Genomic DNA, 18,844 nt, shown 5'->3' with positions numbered 1-18,844 from the left:
CCTTACTTTGTTTCTCGTTCTCTTTTCCAAGCCCAGATAGGCGGTTGAATAAGAAGTTGTAGTCGGTAGTTCCAATTTGGCGCGTGCCATAACTGTTGGCACAGTTTAACGTAGCCGTGGAAATATACCTTAAATGGATTCACAGAGTTGATTCTCGGGAACACGCCATATCTGACTTCTTCCTCTTCTTTGGCGAAGGTGCCGAACATACGATCCCAAATGATAAAGATGCCTGCATAGTTCTTGTCAAGATACTGCTTGTTGGTCGCGTGATGCACTCTATGGTGTGAAGGTGTGTTAAACACCGCTTCAACAGGGCGGGGTAGGCGCTTAACGGTTTCAGTGTGCAGCAGTGTTTGATAAAGCTGCACAAAGGTTTCACACATCAGCACCACAAACGGATTAAAGCCGAGCAGAATTAACGGTAAGTGAAAGAAGAACGGGAAGAACCAATCTAAAGGCCCAAAGCGGTAAGCGACCGAGATATTGAAGTAAGGCGAGCTATGGTGAACCGAGTGCGTTCCCCATGCTAACCCGTTGCTGTGCAAGAACCTATGCTCCCAGTAGTACGCGAGATCGGCCAAGATCAAGCAACCAAGAATTGTCCAACCAGATATTGGTAATTGAGTCAGGCTGAAGTTCTCGTAAGCGTAAACAAACGCGCCAACATAGGCTAACCCGACAAAGAAAACGGTAACCAATAAGAAGAACAAGGTGACTAAGTTGGTCGCGCTGTCCCCCAGCATATTCCAGCTGAGCTTTTTCTTAAAGGCATAGCGGATAAGCTCAAAGATAAATAGAGCCAGAGCAAGCAATAGAAAGTTGTCATCTACCCAAGTCTCGGTAAGGATGATGCTCGTTTCTGTGAATGTTTGAGAGAGAAAATTCCCAATGCTATCCATAGTGAAATCCATAACTAAATCCTTTACTGGTTGTTCTTATAATAGACGTATAACTCACTAGAATCTGGCAACCCATGCTGATTCAGCTGGTGATGTTCTATAACCATATCCACTTCTTTTAGAATCGCGATACCTTCCCAAGCATGTGCTAGTACCTGTTCAGCATGCTCGCCTTTACCTAGCAGAAGGGTGCCTTTGGCTTTGCTTGGAACCTTAATTAAGGGTTTGTTTTTATTTGATTTTGATTGCTGAGTAGGGAAGCCAATCGTGATTGTTGCTTCGCTGAAATCAGATCTGATGTCTTGATAGATCACGATGACTTTCTGTTGCTGTTTCTGGTGTTTAGTTACTGCTTTGTCATTGGATTCGAGGTTCTGATAGAAGTCCACCCACAACTCTGGAACATCCTCTAATGCAATTGTCTTGCTTAAACCCTGCAGATAAGTCGTGTTTGCAGTCGCCTGTTGTTTGACCTCTACGGACTTATTTGTTGGCGGTTTACTTATTGAGGACTTGTTCGTTGTTAACTCAGTGATTGGTTGCTCAGTTGATGCATACGCAATCGCAGGCTGAATATGGAGTGCCCCCCAGACAGCGCCAGTAATGCCGACTGTTGTGAGTAGTGAAGCGAGTAATTTCATGCTCATTCCTTGTGTGTCATTTTTCTTATCAGCGACAGTAAAGGAGTTGAGGTAAACAAAAGGTAACCGTGGGGATTGTTTTGGTCAGAGAGTATTGGTGATTCATTAAAAAAGGCTCCTCAAATGAGGAGCCTTTGTTTTATTTGTTGCATTGAAATTATCAGTGCATCAGAAGCGCTCTAAATTAAAGAGCTTGGGGGATTAAGCTTGGGCTTCCACTTTATCGCTGCTCATCTTTTTAAGAGCTGCGTAACCAAAGCCTGTTACTGCCGTACCTGCTGCAATTGCCACTAGGTACATAAGCACTGGAGAGATAGCACCAGGAATCAGTAGTACGAACAAGCCGCCGTGTGGAGCCATTAGTTGTGCGCCAAACATCATTGATAGTGCGCCAGTTAGTGCACCACCTGCCATACAAGCTGGGATAACACGCATCGGATCTTTCGCTGCGAATGGGATTGCACCTTCAGAGATGAAACATAGGCCAAGAACGAATGATGCTTTACCTGCTTCACGCTCGCCTGCTTCAAACTTGTCTTTCACTAGGAAAGTTGCAAGGCCCATACCTAGAGCTGGAACCATACCTGCTGCCATGATTGCTGCCATTGGTGCGTAAGTTTGCGAAGCCAGTAGACCAACACCAAATGTGTAAGCGGCTTTGTTTACTGGACCACCAAGGTCGAAACACATCATAGCGCCTAGAATCACACCCAGAAGAATCGCGTTAGACGTTCCCATGTTGTTTAGGAAAGTGGTCATTGCGCTCATCACGCCAGAAACAGGGCCACCTACGATGTAAACCATCACAAGACCAGTGAACAAACTCGCGATAAACGGAATGATCAGGATTGGCTTGAGGGCTTCCATGGATTGTGGAAGTTGAACCTTGTCGGCAATGAATTTCGCTGCGTAACCGGCAATGAAACCCGCTGCGATACCACCTAGGAAACCTGCACCCGTTGAGCTAGCCAACATACCACCGATTAGACCTGGAGCCAGACCCGGACGGTCAGCAATTGAGAATGCAATGAAACCAGCAAGAACAGGAATCATTAGAGCGAATGCAGAACCACCACCGATAGTCATCAGTGCTGCTGCTAGTGTGCCTTCTTCTTTAAACGCTTCGATACCGAATACGAAAGAGAGTGCGATGATCAAACCACCTGCAACAACTACTGGAAGCATGTGAGAAACACCAGTCATTAGGTGCTTGTACACGCCTTTCTTCTCGTCAGCAGGCGCTGAATTAGAAGATGCTGTGTGTTGGTATGGTTTAGCTTCTGCGAACGCTTTTTCCATCTCTTGCTTTGTTTTCTTAAGCGCAGGACCCGTTGTCGTTTTGTATAGCGCTTTGCCGTTAAAACGATCAAGAGGAACGTCGATGTCTGCCGCGATGATAACAAGATCAGCATCGGCGATTTCTTGGTCTGTCAGTTGGTTCTTCGCACCTACAGAGCCGCGAGTTTCCACTTTAATTTGGTGACCTAGGCGTTTGCCTTCTGCTTCAAGCGCTTCAGCTGCCATAAAGGTGTGTGCAACACCAGTCGGACAAGCTGTAATCGCTACGATCTTTTTGCTGCCTGTACTTGCTGTTGTAGAAGAGTTTGGAGAGGTACCGGTCACTTCAACAGTGCTTTCAACTTGAGAAGCGTCTAATACTGTTGCTTCTGCTACCGCTTTCTCTAGAAATGCTTTTGCATCTGCAGTGCATTCAGAGATAGCCGCTTGGTACACTTTTTTGCCGACAAAGCGCGCTTTATCAACGTTTGTGTTGGCTGCGATAACCACAACGTCGCTGCTGTCGATAGTGTCTTGCGATACGGTTGAGTCAGGTAGCACGCTTGATTGACATTCAATAGCGGCGTTCCAACCCAGTGCTTTCGTCGCTTGCTCTAACAAGCCTGCGGCGATGATGCTGTTTGCTACGCCACTCGGGCAAGCTGTGATAATGGTAATATTCATAATAAACCTTTTGTCCTATTTGCTTGTGTCTAACTGGCTAGTTGGAGCACTAAGCGACTGTAATTGGATATTTTGTAGTACTGAATCCAGCTCTTGTTGGCTGGTGATGCCCACACCTACCTGTGAAACTGCTAGAGCAGATAGGGCGGTTGCGAATTTAATAAGTTCTGGTTTTGGCATCTGTTGCATGTGACCCCAACATAGGCCAGCAACCAATGTGTCACCTGCGCCTACCGTGCTCACCACTTGCATACGCGGCGGTTGAGCATGTAGCCATTCACCTTGGTTTAGCCACATCACGCCTTCTGCGCCAAGTGATACCACGATGTTATCGATGCCTTTTTCACTCAGGGCTTGGCCTGCGTGTTGGCATTGGTCACGTGTTGTCAGTTCTGCGTTGAATAGCTGAGAAAGCTCTTCATCGTTTGGTTTAATCAACCAAGGTTGTGCATTGATACCGGCTTTTAGTGCGTCACGGCTGCTGTCGAACAACACCTTTTTACCTAGGTCACGCAAGCGTTGTACCCAAGAAGCGCAAAGCTCTGGCGATACGCCTTGTGGCAAGCTGCCTGCAATCACGAAGTAATCGTGTGTTTCAGCAAGCTCTAATAAGGTTTCTTCAAAAGCTTTAACTACGTCAGCATCAACAGGAACACCTGGGAAGTTGATGTCGCTAACTTGGCCTGAGTTCTCTACCAGTTTTACGTTGATACGAGTCGCGCCGTCGACACGAATGAAGCGGTCAGTTGCGCCCATCTGTTCGAACAGTTGGCAGAATGCTTCTTCGTTATTGCGACCAAGGAAGCCTGTCACGGTCACTTTAGCGCCAAGCTCTGAAAGTACTTTTGCTACGTTTACGCCTTTGCCTGCCGCATGTAGAGAGCCTTTGTTAACTAGGCTCACTGAACCCACGTTAAGTGCGTCGATAGCGCCAGTTAGGTCGAGAGCAGGGTTTAGCGTAACGGTAACGGCTTTGATTTGTTTATCAGACATATCGATTCCTTAACCTTCGCCAAGGCCTGAAGCGATAGCTTTGCCAATCGATTCAAGTGCTTGTGCTGCGTCATCACCTTCAGCAACAAACTGAAGCTGGTGGCCGTGTTTAACGCCAAGCGCGATTACTTTCATCAAGCTTTTCGCGTTCACTTCTTTTCCGTCACCATCTAGGTTTGAAACGCGGATCGTTGATTCGAATTTCTTCGCTTCAGCAACCAGCATTGCACCTGGACGAGCGTGTAGGCCGTGTGCGTTTTTGATTTTGAATACTGCGCAGTTGTCATCATCTTGAGAAGCTGCAGAAACCGCTTCACCTTTTAGAAGACCAATCACTTGCGCAATATCAGCCGTTAACAGTTGTTGCTGTTTACCTTCGAAAACCATTTTGCTTAGGTTCGCTAAAATAGATTGGTGCGCGCTGTTACAAGCGGCGAATGCGACTAATGCTTTCACTGGCGTGCCTTCGTACTCACAGTGGTTTGCCGTTGAAACGAACGATACGCCAGTGCGAGTTACGCCTTTGTCGCTACCCAACAACCACAGGCCTTGGCCTAGGTGAGTCGGTGTTTTTGTTACTAGGTCAGCAACGAATGCGTTGTCTGTGCAACCTGTGTTCTTAAGTAGGCCGCCCGCAACGGCAGACATTTGAACCATGTCGCTCGCAGGGAACAGCAGTTGAACTAAAGAAGCGTCTAGGTCGGCTTCTAGTTGAACTTCGCCATTGAGTAGGGCGATGATTTCGTCTTCTGATTTCGCTTGCTTTAATTTCTCTTCAACACCGTCAGCCGCTAGCACTTTCGTTAGCTGCTTAAGAATGCCTAAGTGCTCGTCAGATTTAGCTGCAATACCAATTGCTACGTAAACACGGTTGCCGTCTGCCCAATCAATGCCTTCAGGGAAGTGGTGAACAGCTACGCCTGTCTCTTTTACTAGGCCACGTGTGTCAGTGGTACCGTGAGGAATCGCGATGCCGTTACCTAGGAACGTAGAGTTCTGGTTTTCACGGTTCAGCATTCCTTCAACGTAGCCAGAATCCACTAAGCCTTTCGCGGTTAGGTCGCCAGCAATGTTCTGGATAGCTTTGAATTTGTCATCGGCCGTTTGACCAAGAGTGATGTCAGATTTTGATAATTTAAGCATGGTGCCTCTTTAGCGTATCGCTTGAGAATTTGTGTATCGCTACGATTCAGTCTAGAGCAAGATTTATGGAGTTTAACTCGTTGCTTTGCTCTTTGTTTTACCTTGGCTGAATCGGTTCAGCATTTAGTGTAAAAAAATTCAGCAAAGCCGATTTTGGTTTTCAAAATAGTTTTGCTGCGTGTCGTAATTTCAGTTTCGTTAATAACGAGAAGTTGAATCACAACAAATGACGCTCAATCCATTCAAAAGGATGATTGATGTCACTTTTCAGATTTTGCTGAATCCTTTCAGCTTTTATACTGAATCGATTCAGCATATAATTCAACTAATCCGAGGATCAGATCATTGGTTATATGATCCTACGCACAAAATACAGGTTACCCATATGACACTTGATGAAATTGCTAAACTGGCTGGAGTATCGAAAACCACAGCCAGTTATGTCATCAACGGCAAGGCGCAGAAATACAGAATCAGTGAAAAGACTCAGCAGAAAGTCATGGCAGTGGTGGAAGAGTATAACTACCGACCAGACCATGCTGCTTCGTCATTGCGTGCTGGCAATAGCCGTTCATTTGGTTTGATTATTCCTGATCTGGAAAACAGCAGTTACGCGCGTTTAGCAAAATTGATAGAGCAGAACTCACGTAAAGTGGGCTATCAAATACTGATTGGTTGTTCTGATGATGATGCTGAAACTGAGCGAAAGGTGGCTGAAGCTTTGGTGAGCCGTCGTATAGATGCCTTGCTGGTTGCCAGTTCAATGCCAGACGCCAACGAGTTCTACTTGAAGCTGCAAAATTCAGGTACACCTGTGATCGCGATTGACCGTCCGTTGGATGACGAACACTTTGCTTGCGTGATCAGTGAAGACTTCGAAGCTGCGTTTGAGCTGACCCATTCGATTCTCGATGAAAGTATTCATAGCGTTGGCTTGATAGGTGCATTGCCAGACCTAAATATCTCACGTGAACGCCAACTGGGTTTTGAAGCAGCCAACAAAGCGTATGCTCAGCAGGTTGGACTCTCAGAAAGCAAACCTACAATTGTGGGCTATGGTGAACACTTTGACAGAGAGTCTGGGCGTGCGGTTTTTGAAGAGTGGATTGCTAAAGGCACGGTTCCTGATGCGATTGTCACTATGTCTTACACCTTGCTAGAAGGTGTACTGGATGTGATGGTTGAAAAACCAGAATTAGTTAATCAAGTGAAGTTGGCGACTTTTGGTGATAACCGACTGCTCGATTTCTTGCCTTTTAAGGTCCATTCACTTCCGCAACAGTTTGAAGTGATTGCGGATAGTGCCTTTGCTCTTGCTTTGAATGCTTCAGCTAAACGTTACCAAGCGGGTATTGAGTTAGTGCCAAGAAGCTTAGTTAGACGAGGCTAAGTGCCATTAGTTTATACGAGACTAGACTCGTTTTGTTTAGATTAAGCTAGGTTAGATTAGGCTAATTCGTAAACGTATCTAGCTTGGGTTTAACAATAAACCCAGTTCTACGACCGCAACAATGCCGAGCAACAAAGCCAACACTTTCCAAAACTGGATTGGATTTCGGTTTATCAAAGGTTGGTTGGCTTTGCTTTTCACCAAGCTTTGGTTAGGTGTGTAAAGGTCGGCCACAAAATCTCCCAATACTTGATGACGTTCGTTTGGCGATTCGGCACAGGCTTTTTGCAAAACCAAATCGACCCAAGCTGGTATGTCAGTACGTTTTTGTGTCAGCGATTGGTATTCCCATTGATGGTGACGAGATTGCTTGAGCGATTGTGCAGACATCTCAGGATAGGGCAGTTCGCCTGTGAGCATTTCATACCCGATGACCGCGATAGAGAACAGATCCGAACTTGTGGTCGCGGTATTGTGCTTTATGGTTTCCGGTGCAATGTAATTAACGGCCCCCAACGGCACCGAGTCTTGCTCTGATTTACTTCCTTCTTCAATACCTCTTACTAACACAGCCCCAAGGTCGATGATTTTAATCTCGCCATCGCGTTGAATCATGATGTTTTCAGGTTTTAAGTCTCTGTGTACCATATCTGCACGTTGTAGCACTCGGATACCTTGTGTGATTTTATCGAGTATATCGCGCACCTGTTTGAGTGAAGGTTTTGGATTGTCGTACATCCACTGTCTCAGCGTGATGCCTTCTACCCATTCGCAGATTTGATATAGGAATTGCGAGTGTTCTGGCGTCGGGTAGACCTTCATTACTTTCTTGTTGTTCAGCAGGATCCCTGCCCATTGTTCGTTAAAAAAGGTGCTCAATTGTGCTAGGTTATCGTGGTATTGAACCGACGGTACTTTCAAGACGAATTCGGTTTGTGTCTCTTTCTGCATCACACGGTATACATGGCTTCTTGACCCTGCATACAACACCTCGAGTACCATATAGTTGTCGATGCTTTGCCCAAGCTTTAAAGCGGGTGGGATAGCGCGCTTGGCAAGCTTTTCATGGAATTCAATAAGTGATGGTTTAGGAAGGTGACTGACTTGCACAATCAAGCAGCTCACGTTATCGGAACTATTGTAGCCTAAAGCGGCATTGCAGATCGTTTGTGCAGCGTATTCAAAATCCGCTCCGGGTTTGTCGATGTGATCCTTGAATGTGTTAGGCGAGACAAACTCGTGTACGCCGTCAGATGTTAGGATGAAGCAGTCGTCTTTCTTAATAGGAAGCGTTTGATAGTCAACGTTGAGTTGGTTATCCATGCCTAAGGCGCGTGTTAGATAATGCTTTTGCCCCATATTTTTACGGGTGTGGTCGCGGGTCAGTTGGCGTAATTCTCCATCTCTTAGTAAGTAAATGCGACTGTCGCCAACGTGGAATATATGCGCGGTGTTGGATTTTAGAATGACGCTGCTAAAAGTCGAAACTAGGGCATTGTGGTTCACTTGTTGTGCGGGGTGAATATTAGAAACAGACGTGTTGAAGAGCCAAGAATTGAGCGAGGTTAAGACCTTTTGCGCCGAGCGCTGAATGCTCCAGCTTTTTGGAGTGGCGTAGTAGTCATCAATAAACTGCATCACGCTGGTGTGGCTGGCTTTTTGGCCATGTTCACTGCAACTGGCACCATCGGCTATGCAGGCAACACTGCCTTTTAACTCTTGCTCAGCGCGAGTTTTTGGGTGTTTTACAATTATGGCATCTTGGTTTTCATCACGAATGCCTTTATTTGAGTAACCACCAAACTTCAGCGTCATTTGGTTGTTTGACTCTGGCGTGGTGACTTGTCCTTGGCTGAATGAAATTGTCATAACTGGTCTTCTTCTTAACTGTCGTCTTCTTAACTGGCCGTTTTCTCATCTGCTTGAGAGCACATCTGAGAAAGAACAAAAGCTCTAGTGAACTTAGAGCCTTTGAACGAAGCACCTAGCTTTGATGTATCTGCTAAGGTGCTTCTCCCGATTCAATAATATCAATGCTTCATAGTACTGAGACTAGTTTGAAACATTAATCAGCGTGACACTGCCATCGTCGTTCACTTCGGCGATTTGACCGTTAGGCTCTTCCATGAACAGTAGAGTTACAAAGCCAAGTACCGCTGTTGCAGCAATCACTAAGAAGAACGTTTGGTAACTTACGAATGAAAGCACAGTTAGGTAAACCACAGCACCCACGTTACCGTAAGCGCCAGTCATACCTGCAATTTGACCTGTCATACGACGCTTGATTAGAGGAACTGTTGCGAATACTGCACCTTCACCCGCTTGCACGAAGAAAGAACACGCCATCGCTGCGACAACCGCTAGCCATACAGGCCATGTGCTGTCGACTTGACCCATTGCGAAGTAACCTACAGCAAGACCAATCGTTAGAATAAGCAGTGTTGGTTTACGACCGAATTTGTCTGAAATCCAACCACCACCTGGGCGAGACATTAGGTTCATAAAGGCATAAGCCGATGCAACCATACCTGCAAGAACCGGTGTTAATTCAAAGGTATCAGAGAAGAACAGTGGCAGCATAGAAACAACAGCCAGTTCAGAACCAAATGTCGCGAAGTACAATACGTTCAACACAGCAACTTGCTTGAATTTGTATCTGTGAATCTCTGGCACCTCTTCTTTAAATACGTTTTTGTTCACTTTCCAAACTTGCGACACTTCGTACACGTAAAGCGCAGCTAAACCTGCATACACAGAGTAAACCGCCATGTCAGACAGCATGTTGATGTTGGTTGGCGATAGTTTCCATGTCAGTAGTGCAAGAGCGGCATACATCGGGATCTTCATAATAAGTAGGAAGAAAAAGTCACCCTTTGATGTCACTTCCATTGCTGTTACTTGAGCAGGCTTGAAGTAAGTAGAACCTTTTGGTGTATCCGTTACGTTTTTGTAGAAGACAAACGAGAACGCTAAGCTCATAAGGCCAGTAATACCGACCGCATAACGCCAACCATCTTCGCCACCAAATGCTAGAGCGAGAGTTGGAAGCGTGAATGCTGCCGCTGCTGAACCGAAGTTACCCCAACCGCCGTAAATACCTTCTGCTGTACCCAGTTCATTGTGTGGGAACCACTCAGACACAAGGCGAATACCAACAACAAAGCCTGCGCCAATGAAACCTAATAGGAAACGTGCAATAGCCGCTTGAATGAAAGAGTCTGCCATCGCAAACATAAAACAAGGGATTGAACAGATTGCGAGTAGCGAAGAGTAGACCAATCTTGGGCCGTATCTGTCGGTTAACATACCCACTGCGACACGCGCCGGAATGGTCAATGCAACGTTGAGAATAAGCAGTGTTTTGATCTCTTCAGTAGAAAGACCGAGCGAAGTTTTTACCATTTGCAGTAGTGGGGCAAAGTTGAACCACACAACAAAGGTGATAAAAAAGGCCATCCAGCTTAGGTGTAAGGTTTTCATCTTACCCTTAAATGAAAGCAGCGAAAATTTTGTGTTATCCATGGTTTAAATCCTTTAAATCTGGAAAATTACCCGGCTTTAGCTCGTGCGTTACTTCCGAAATTCGAACGCATTAATGTGGCTAAACCCTGTACCGAAATTGCTTACGCTGATAAAGCGTTTATATGATGATGTCGGCGATTAGTTAACTGGCGATAGCAAGCGGTGCGAGAACTTGTACGTGTTCACCTTGCTTGCGAACTTCAAATTTAACGAGCTTGAGTTCGGGTTGTTCAAGGCATGCGCCAGTTTCTAAGTGGTAATGCTGCTTGTATAAGGGCGAAGCTACGTAAGGCTCACCGCTTAATGAACCAATGATACCACGTGACATCACATTCGCTTTGCCGATAGGGTCGTAATTAGAGAGCCCATAAAGCGTGTCGCTGCGCTTGCAGTAAAAGATAGCCACTTGGTTATCTTCAACTTTGGCGCAAATGCCACCATTTGGGGTTAAATCTCTAGTGCTGCATACGGTTGTCCAATTTTTCATGACTTTCTCCTAGTCAAAAGATGAGCTTTATAATCATTATTCGGTTAAGTGGCGTAGTTGCGATGACAGACGAAAGGCATCTACGACACTTCGGTAACTTCAATTTGTTCAGAATTGGTGAGGGCTTCATTTCGAACTTTCTCAGATGAATCGCTCAAGCTCGGCTTAGGGAAACGCTGCTCTCGTTCTTTGATGAATGAAAGGCTAGTGTCCATCTCTTCGCTGTTGATGTAGTGCTGGAAGCGTTTCATCTTTTCAGGGTTTTCGATGGTGGTTTTCCACTCACACTGATATTTTTCGATATTGAGGGCGATATCTGCTTCAAGTTCTTCAACAACATTGAGCTTGTCTTCAATCACGACTTGTTTGAGGTATTCAATGCCGCCTTCAAGGTTTTCCATCCATACTGATGTACGTTGTAGGCGATCTGCGGTACGTGTGTAGAACATCAGAATGCGGTCTATGTATTGCAGAAGGGTGGTTTCATCAAGGTCGGTAGCGAAAAGGTCACCATGGCGAGGGCGCATACCGCCGTTACCACAGATGTAGAGGTTCCAACCTTTGTCGCTTGCGATAATGCCGAAGTCTTTCGATTGCGCTTCTGCACATTCACGAGTACAGCCAGAAACTGCAAACTTGGTTTTATGTGGCGAGCGCAGCCCTTTGTAGCGGTTCTCTAGTCGAATCGCTAAGCCTACGCTGTCGTCGATACCGTATCGGCACCAAGTGCTACCCACACACGACTTAACAGTACGAACCGACTTACCGTAGGCGTGGCCTGTTTCGAAACCTGCGTCAATCAGCTTTTTCCAGATGATAGGCAGTTCGTTAAGCTGTGCACCAAACAAATCGACACGCTGACCACCGGTGATTTTGGTGTAAAGGTCGAACTCTTTCGCGACTTCGCCAAGCACGATCAATTTGTCAGGGGTGATTTCCCCGCCTGCAATACGTGGCACAACTGAATAAGTGCCGTCTTTTTGCATGTTGCCGAGGTAGATATCGTTGGTGTCTTGCAGTTCGATGTGTTGATCTTCGAGGATGTAATCATTCCAGTAAGAAGCCAGAATAGAACCAACAGCCGGTTTACACACGGTACAGCCCAATCCATTGCCATGAGAATCCAATAGCTCATCGAATGTCTTGATTTTGTTGACGCGGATAATGTCGGTAAGTTCTTGACGAGAATACGCAAAGTGCTCACAGATATCGTTAGAGACTTCCACACCAAGGTTGCTTAGTTCACTGTCTAAAACTTGTTTAGCAAGCGCAGAACAACCACCACAACCTGTTGAAGCATTGGTTGTTTCTTTTAATGCAGCCATGGTGGTGCAGCCAGCAGATACGGCGTCCTTGATATCGCCTTTGGTCACATCAAAACATGAACAAATCACGGCGCTATCAGGCAGAGCTTCAACGCCCATTGCTGAGCCAGAATCGTCCGCGAGGTTTGGCAGAATAAGCACGGATGGATTTTCAGGAAGAGGCATATCATTTTGTTTGATTTGAAGTAGTGACCCGTAAGCTTCGGCGTCACCCACCAATACCGCACCGACAATCTTTTTACCGTCCGCTGAGATGATAAGGCGCTTATAAACTTGCTCAATTTCGTCGTTATAAGTATACGATTGAGCGCCTTCTGTTTGGCCGTGTACTTCACCAATACTTGCTACATCAACACCAAGTAGTTTGAGCTTGGTGCTCATGTCGGCACCAGTAAACGAAGTGTCGCTCGCTCCATCAGAGATGATATGCGCTGCGGCGACTTTCGCCATTGAATAGCCAGGCGCCACTAAGCCGAAGATCTTGTTGTCCCAAAGGGCACATTCACCAATCGCATACACATTGTCGATGTTGGTTTGGCAATGATCGTTAATCACGATGCCGCCACGTTCACCAATGGCAATATCAGAGCTACGAGCTAGGGCATCTTGAGGACGAATACCCGCAGAGAACACAATCATATCGGTTTCAAGGTGGGTGCCGTCTGCAAAGTTCATTCTGTAGCGAGCGTTTTCACCCGCAACTATCTCAGAGGTTGCCTTCTCGGTGTGAACTTGCACACCAAGGTCTTCAATTTTTCTGCGTAAAAGCGCACCGCCACCGTCATCTAATTGAACGGCCATTAAGCGAGGCGCGAATTCAACCACATGGGTTTCTAAGCCAAGGTTTTTGACTGCGTTTGCGGCTTCTAAGCCAAGCAGGCCGCCACCAATCACCACGCCAGATTTGCTGCCTTTGCTTGATAATTCAATGGCGTCTAAATCTTCGATGGTGCGATAAACGTGGCAGTGTTCTTGGTCGTTACCGGGAATAGGGGGAACAAAAGGGAATGAACCGGTCGCTAGAATCAATGTGTCATAACTCTCGGTATGTCCCGATTCCGTCACAACGCACTTATTTTCAGTATCCAGTTGAGCGACTCTCGCGTTGAGAAGGTAATTGACGCCATTGCTTTGGTAATACTCTTCGCTGGTTAATGCTAAATCATCAGCATTTCCGCGCTTGAAGTAAGCGGTCAACTGAACACGGTCGTATGCCAACCTTGGCTCTTCACTGAAAGTAATAACATCAAACTCATCACTATCTGATTGCAGGATGTTGTCGATAAATTTGTGTCCAACCATGCCGTTACCAACAACGACGATTTTCTTCTTGCTCATAATCCATTCCTTATTCTCGGCGTCACCATCACTAGCATCTAATTTCTAGTCGTTAGCAGATGAATACCGGGTTGAGATTCCACTCAATTCATAATCATCAAGAAAAACAAAAATGTTTTTTCTAAGTCTTGGTTTTTAGTGGAGCAAGGAGGGTGCCAGATTGCGAGTTGTTCATTCAAATAAAATTTAACTTATATATTTCAATGTTTTAAAAATTTAGGGTGGCACGTAATTACCCCTAAAGTGGTATGTAAAATTTTTGTTAGATTTATATAAATGAGCGTTTGTGGTGCAACTTTCTGCAAGATGGTGCAAAAATTAAGTTTCTATCTTGGTTAAGTTCAATTTTGTTCAGCGTTGATATTTTGCATTTAATTAAGCTGTTGTTTTTAAATAAAAATATTTCAATTTTGTCGAGTGGTGTTAAGTGGCGTGCTATTTGCTTGGTTTGAGTTATTACAATTATGGATAATTGAGCGAGAAACGGATGACCGATTCAAACAGCGGCTGGATAAAATCAACCTGTGCTTATTGTGGTGTAGGGTGTGGAATAGAAGCGAGACCGACATCGTTAGGAAAACTAGAAGTGCGTGGTGATAAAGATCATCCATCAAACTATGGAAAGCTATGTACTAAAGGGGTTGCGCTTGGTGATACCGTTACGCCTTTAGGACGCCTAACACAGCCTGCTCATATTCAGAATGAGCAAAAACAAGAGCTGGATTGGAACAGTGCCACTCAGTTGGTTGCAGACAAATTCAATCAAACCATAGAAGAGTTTGGCCCTGACTCCGTGGCGTTTTATGTCTCTGGCCAACTGTTAACGGAAGACTACTACGTTGCCAACAAACTGACGAAAGGCTTTATCGGCAGCGGTAACATCGACAGTAACTCTCGTCTGTGTATGGCTTCAACCGTGGTCGGGCATAAGCGAGCATTTGGCGCAGACACAGTACCTGTCTGTTATGAAGACCTCGAGCAAGCCGATCTAGTCGTGATTACTGGCTCAAACCTCGCTTGGTGTCACCCTGTGTTATTCCAAAGGTTAAGAGCCGCCAAACAAGCCAACCCTGCATTAAAAGTGATTGTCATTGACCCGCGTTATACCGACACTTGTGAAATTGCAGATATCCACTTGGCGTTGGAATCCGGCTCAGATGTGGCACTGTTCAATGGTTTGCTCGCCTATTTAGATGATAACGACCAGCTCGATGCTGACTACATTGAACATCACACCCAAGGTTTTACTGAAGCCATTCGTTCTGCAACTCATTACCGTTATACCGAGTCTGGCTGGGGCGATAAAAGTGTTCCCGAGCTAACAGGGCTTACTGAGCAACAACTTGAACAGTTCTACAAACTGTTTGCTTCGAACGAGAAGGTGCTCACCATCTATTCCCAAGGTGTAAACCAATCCACACAAGGGTGTGACAAGGTGAATGCCATTATTAACTGCCATTTAGCCACCGGAAAAATTGGTAAACCGGGCATGGGGCCATTCTCTGTAACGGGTCAGCCGAACGCGATGGGCGGCCGAGAGGTGGGCGGCCTAGCCAATACCTTAGCAGCGCACTTCGAGTTTGGTGATCCGCAATCACACCAAACGGTGAGCGAGTTCTGGCAAACCGACAGCTTAGCCACACATGCGGGATTAAAAGCGATCGACCTGTTTGATGCGATGAATGAGGGAAAAATCAAAGCGGTATGGATCATGGCAACCAACCCAGTCGTGAGTTTGCCTGATAGCGAAAAAATCAAAACCGCATTAGAGAAGTGCCCGTTTGTGGTGGTGTCGGATTGTATTGCCGATACTGAAACCACACGCTTGGCTGATGTGGTGCTGCCTGCGCAAGGGTGGAGTGAAAAGTCCGGCACCGTCACTAACTCTGAGCGTCGAATCTCACGCCAACGCCGTATATTACCAAGCCCAGGGGAAGCCAAACCTGATTGGTGGATATTAAAAGAAGTCGCGCAAAAAATGGGATTCAAAGAGCAGTTTGATTACCGTCACGAAGGCGAGATCTTCAAAGAGTATTGTGAGATGACAGTGCTCGGCAATGAAACAGGCAAAGCGCGTGACTTATGCTTAATTGGACTCACGCAACTGGATGAGAAAGGCTATGGCGAACTTACTCCACAGCAATGGCCAGTGCTTGAGTATCAACCAGAGATCATTGAGCAGCGCATGTTCACCGATGGCGAGTTCTTTACTGAATCTGGCAAAGCGCAGTTTATTGCAGTCGAACACGACAAACCCATTGCCGACACCAGCCTTGAATTCCCACTTATCATGAACACAGGTCGAATCCGAGACCAATGGCACACCATGAGCCGCACAGGCTTGGCCGCAGGTTTAGGTGAGCACACCCCAGAACCGTTTGTCGCCATGCACCCAGATACGGTTGCAGAGCTTGGCTTAGATGAGTTTGGGCTAGATGCCTTCAACCACTCCACTATTAATCCAGTGGTGAAAGTGCGCAGTGCACAAGGCGAATGCCAAGCCCGCTTAGTGGTGACCAAAGAGATGCGCCGCGAGCAAGTCTTCATGCCTATCCACTGGAATGCTCCGACTGCTAAAGACAGTAAACCATGCGACCTGATCTTGCCTCATACCGATGCGGCCTCTGGACAGCCAGAATTCAAACACACCCCTGTGGTGGTAGAGCCGTGTGGTTATCGCAGTGAAGCCGCACTGGTCAGCGACAAGGTGATGGATTGCAGCGGCTTTGATTACTGGGTTCGCCAAAGAGTGGAGGGCGGTTTTCTGTATCGTATTTCATCATCGAAGAACCCAATGGAGCTGGTGATTCAGCTTGCCAACACCCTCGATGCTTTACCAGAACCTAACACGGAGGCGATCAAATCACTCCATTACCACGGCAATAAATCATTCAAGAACTACGGTTCTGCCAAGCTGGGTCAGTCAGGTGTAAAGCAGGCCTTCGTGGTGAACGGTAAGCTCGACCATCAAAGCATCGATTGGCTGGTGGAATGTCTAACCCGAGAAGCCGATGAAGAGTTCGAAGCCGAGTTTTTGAGTACCATGGCGAAGTAACTGACTACCTCCAACCTATTAATACCTAAAGTTAAGCGCCGACAATCACGTCGGCGTTTTTATTTTTAAGTGTGCGATACCGATTGATTAAACGACAAGTTTCACATATCATCTCACGATCTGGTATGTCGTTCTGTAATTTTTAGGTAGAGGTAAGTTGATGTCTAAGTTAGCCAACGCAAGAAAACCGGTCTTGTATCATACGCTGGCGAATTCAGCGCTGCTTAGGAGTGACCATGTATAACCAAGGCGACCTCTGTCCACACTGCGGTTTAATCATCATGCTGCCTACAGATATTGAACCCAAATGCCTAGGCTGTGGCGAAGAAATCAACGAAGAAGATGACGACTAACTCACACATTGAGTCACTTTCTACATTTTGCGGAGACTATATGGAATTTTTCTGCTTTTTGTCATGTTTGATACAGAAGTAAGCAGGTAAAGTTCTGTTATTAATGCGGTTGTTAGACTGAGCTCGAACAGTTTAGATTACTAGACAGAATTGTTTCAGCGACAAAATGCAGAATTATTCTGTCTAATATAGCTGTTATGACTCACACAATATTTCTGGTTAGGTAGTCTAGGAAAATCATGGGATTTAAATTTCGTAAACGTATAAAAATTGCACCAGGACTTCATGTCAATCTTAGCAAAAGCGGTGTTAGTACCTCTATCGGCAAGTCAGGCGCTACTGTAAATATTGGTAAAAAGGGTGTGAAAGCAACAGTCGGACTTCCAGGTTCTGGGCTTTCATATAGTCAGAATTTATCCGAGAGTAACAGTTTTAATGAGCGCAGCTCACAAACCGAAAATGGAGGTTCCCTCTTCGGTAAGGTGTTAGCCGTTATCGTTACATTCTTCTTAGCGGTGAACTTTTTTAGTTCTCCCTCGGAACCTACTGTATCTGTGAGTACGGTAGAGGCCAAAAGTTTACGTGTGCGTGCAGAGGCAACCCTAAACTCAAAGGTTATCAACCAATTAGTAGCTGGTGATGAGGTTGTGGTCTTGAAAACTAATAGTAGTTGGGCATTAGTGGAAGGCAATGGTGTAAAAGGCTGGGTTGCTTCAGAGTACCTATCAAGTCCTAAGTCATAACAAGTTGTTTAAGAATGATTCGCAACGCGTGGCATTTTTAGTATGCGTTGGTTTAAGTGATTAAGGTGGTCTGCTGCGGCATCGGTATTGCGTTGCTCACACCTCAACAGGGCGTTAGGCATCTTTTATTAACATTGGTGGATAAATTGAAAGAAAAAAGTATTAACCCAGAAAAAATTACCAAGCCAATTCAATTGCTTGGCGCATGGTTGGTTGGGTTGTTTTCGATAAATGGTAGCTTCTTAGCTGCGGCATCAACGTTTCCAAGTGAATCTTGGCAATCGGTGATTCTTGTTATCGCTGCTGTTCTAAATGTACCTATATTTTTAGGTGCTGTTTTCTTGTTGCAAACTAGGTTTAGACCTGAGCTCCAAGAAGATTCGTACTATTCTAACTATCTTAATAGAAAATCCAATGAGCCTGTTAAAATTGATAAGTATGAGTCTATGAGTCAAGAATTCAACATGCGATTAGAATCAATTGAGTTATCAATTAGAGACACAATTTCGCCACATCCCGAAAATCAGGATTCTGTTGTGTCGACTATCCATCGATTCTCAGGCATCTCTTTTGGTTTACATAATAGCCTAATAAATAATACAAAAATCACAGATGTGTTGAGGCGGCATAGTATTTCTTCTGCTTCTGACTTTGGAACTCTAGTTCCACAAGAGCAGTTGTTTATGGCGATATCAAACTATTTAACAGTTCAAGAAAAACAATATGCAATTGAGTTGGCTAGTGAACTAGAACTCGAGGGATATTCTTTCTTTGATAATATCGGTGAAGGTATTCCGGAACAGATACTAATAGGAGCTTATGGAAAACTTGAGCATAGGTTAATCAAAAAATCTGCCATACAAAGCATTTAAGACGGATTATCAACGCTTGGCAATTTCAGCTTAGGTCAGCTTCAGTGCTAAATATGGCAACGTTTAAGCTTGGGTGGTCGCGTTGTTCACCACTTAATGCGGCGTTAGAAATCAAAAT

General features: G+C 45.5%; 13 protein-coding genes. 4 read left to right on the top strand and 9 right to left on the bottom strand.

Going from position 1 to position 18,844, the window contains the following annotated elements:
• Positions 1-2 precede the first annotated feature (2 nt).
• The 5 genes from L3V35_RS21405 to fruB all read right to left on the bottom strand — a co-directional run bounded on the left by L3V35_RS21405 (position 3) and on the right by fruB (position 5,641).
• On the bottom strand, positions 3-914 hold the full coding sequence (locus L3V35_RS21405) for a sterol desaturase family protein (RefSeq protein ID WP_237300611.1): 912 nt from the start codon (positions 912-914) through the stop codon (positions 3-5).
• Positions 915-925: 11 nt separating this feature from the next.
• Positions 926-1,543: a hypothetical protein gene (locus L3V35_RS21400; protein WP_237300610.1), complete on the bottom strand. Its 618-nt coding sequence runs from the start codon at positions 1,541-1,543 to the stop codon at positions 926-928.
• Positions 1,544-1,744: 201 nt separating this feature from the next.
• On the bottom strand, positions 1,745-3,505 hold the full coding sequence (gene fruA / locus L3V35_RS21395) for a PTS fructose transporter subunit IIBC (RefSeq protein WP_237300609.1): 1,761 nt from the start codon (positions 3,503-3,505) through the stop codon (positions 1,745-1,747).
• A 15-nt stretch (positions 3,506-3,520) separates the two neighbouring features.
• Positions 3,521-4,498: a 1-phosphofructokinase gene (gene pfkB / locus L3V35_RS21390; RefSeq protein WP_108092533.1), complete on the bottom strand. Its 978-nt coding sequence runs from the start codon at positions 4,496-4,498 to the stop codon at positions 3,521-3,523.
• 9 nt (positions 4,499-4,507) lie between these two features.
• Entirely contained in the window at positions 4,508-5,641 is a 1,134-nt protein-coding gene (fruB, locus tag L3V35_RS21385) for a fused PTS fructose transporter subunit IIA/HPr protein (protein ID WP_237300608.1), read from the bottom strand.
• Positions 5,642-6,026: 385 nt separating this feature from the next.
• Between fruB and cra the strand changes: the two genes are divergently transcribed.
• The gene (cra, locus tag L3V35_RS21380; protein WP_029224924.1) at positions 6,027-7,031 is read left to right on the top strand and encodes a catabolite repressor/activator; all 1,005 of its coding nucleotides are present in this window, start codon (positions 6,027-6,029) and stop codon (positions 7,029-7,031) included.
• 78 nt (positions 7,032-7,109) lie between these two features.
• Here cra and L3V35_RS21375 read toward each other — a convergent pair whose 3' ends face one another.
• The 4 genes from L3V35_RS21375 to nirB form a co-directional block, all read right to left on the bottom strand.
• Entirely contained in the window at positions 7,110-8,900 is a 1,791-nt protein-coding gene (locus L3V35_RS21375; protein WP_237300607.1) for a bifunctional protein-serine/threonine kinase/phosphatase, read from the bottom strand.
• A gap of 183 nt (positions 8,901-9,083) precedes the next feature.
• Positions 9,084-10,553, bottom strand: coding sequence for a NarK family nitrate/nitrite MFS transporter (locus L3V35_RS21370; RefSeq protein ID WP_237300606.1), 1,470 nt, complete (start codon positions 10,551-10,553; stop codon positions 9,084-9,086).
• Positions 10,554-10,695: 142 nt separating this feature from the next.
• On the bottom strand, positions 10,696-11,040 hold the full coding sequence (gene nirD / locus L3V35_RS21365; RefSeq protein WP_171307911.1) for a nitrite reductase small subunit NirD: 345 nt from the start codon (positions 11,038-11,040) through the stop codon (positions 10,696-10,698).
• Between the two features lie 80 nt (positions 11,041-11,120).
• Positions 11,121-13,703, bottom strand: coding sequence for a nitrite reductase large subunit NirB (nirB, locus tag L3V35_RS21360; RefSeq protein WP_237300605.1), 2,583 nt, complete (start codon positions 13,701-13,703; stop codon positions 11,121-11,123).
• 472 nt (positions 13,704-14,175) lie between these two features.
• Between nirB and L3V35_RS21355 the strand changes: the two genes are divergently transcribed.
• From L3V35_RS21355 to L3V35_RS21345, 3 genes are all read left to right on the top strand, one after another.
• On the top strand, positions 14,176-16,758 hold the full coding sequence (locus L3V35_RS21355) for a nitrate reductase (RefSeq protein WP_237300604.1): 2,583 nt from the start codon (positions 14,176-14,178) through the stop codon (positions 16,756-16,758).
• A gap of 592 nt (positions 16,759-17,350) precedes the next feature.
• A complete protein-coding gene (locus tag L3V35_RS21350; protein ID WP_065607984.1) occupies positions 17,351-17,854 on the top strand; it encodes a DUF4236 domain-containing protein in 504 nt (167 codons plus the stop codon).
• A gap of 56 nt (positions 17,855-17,910) precedes the next feature.
• Positions 17,911-18,726: a hypothetical protein gene (locus L3V35_RS21345; RefSeq protein WP_237300662.1), complete on the top strand. Its 816-nt coding sequence runs from the start codon at positions 17,911-17,913 to the stop codon at positions 18,724-18,726.
• The last annotated feature ends 118 nt before the right edge of the window (positions 18,727-18,844 follow it).

The organism is Vibrio sp. L5-1 (assembly GCF_021728315.1).
Classification (GTDB): domain Bacteria; phylum Pseudomonadota; class Gammaproteobacteria; order Enterobacterales; family Vibrionaceae; genus Vibrio; species Vibrio splendidus_K.
Note: the sequence above shows the minus strand (reverse complement) of the source record. Positions and strands in the feature narration are given on the sequence as shown.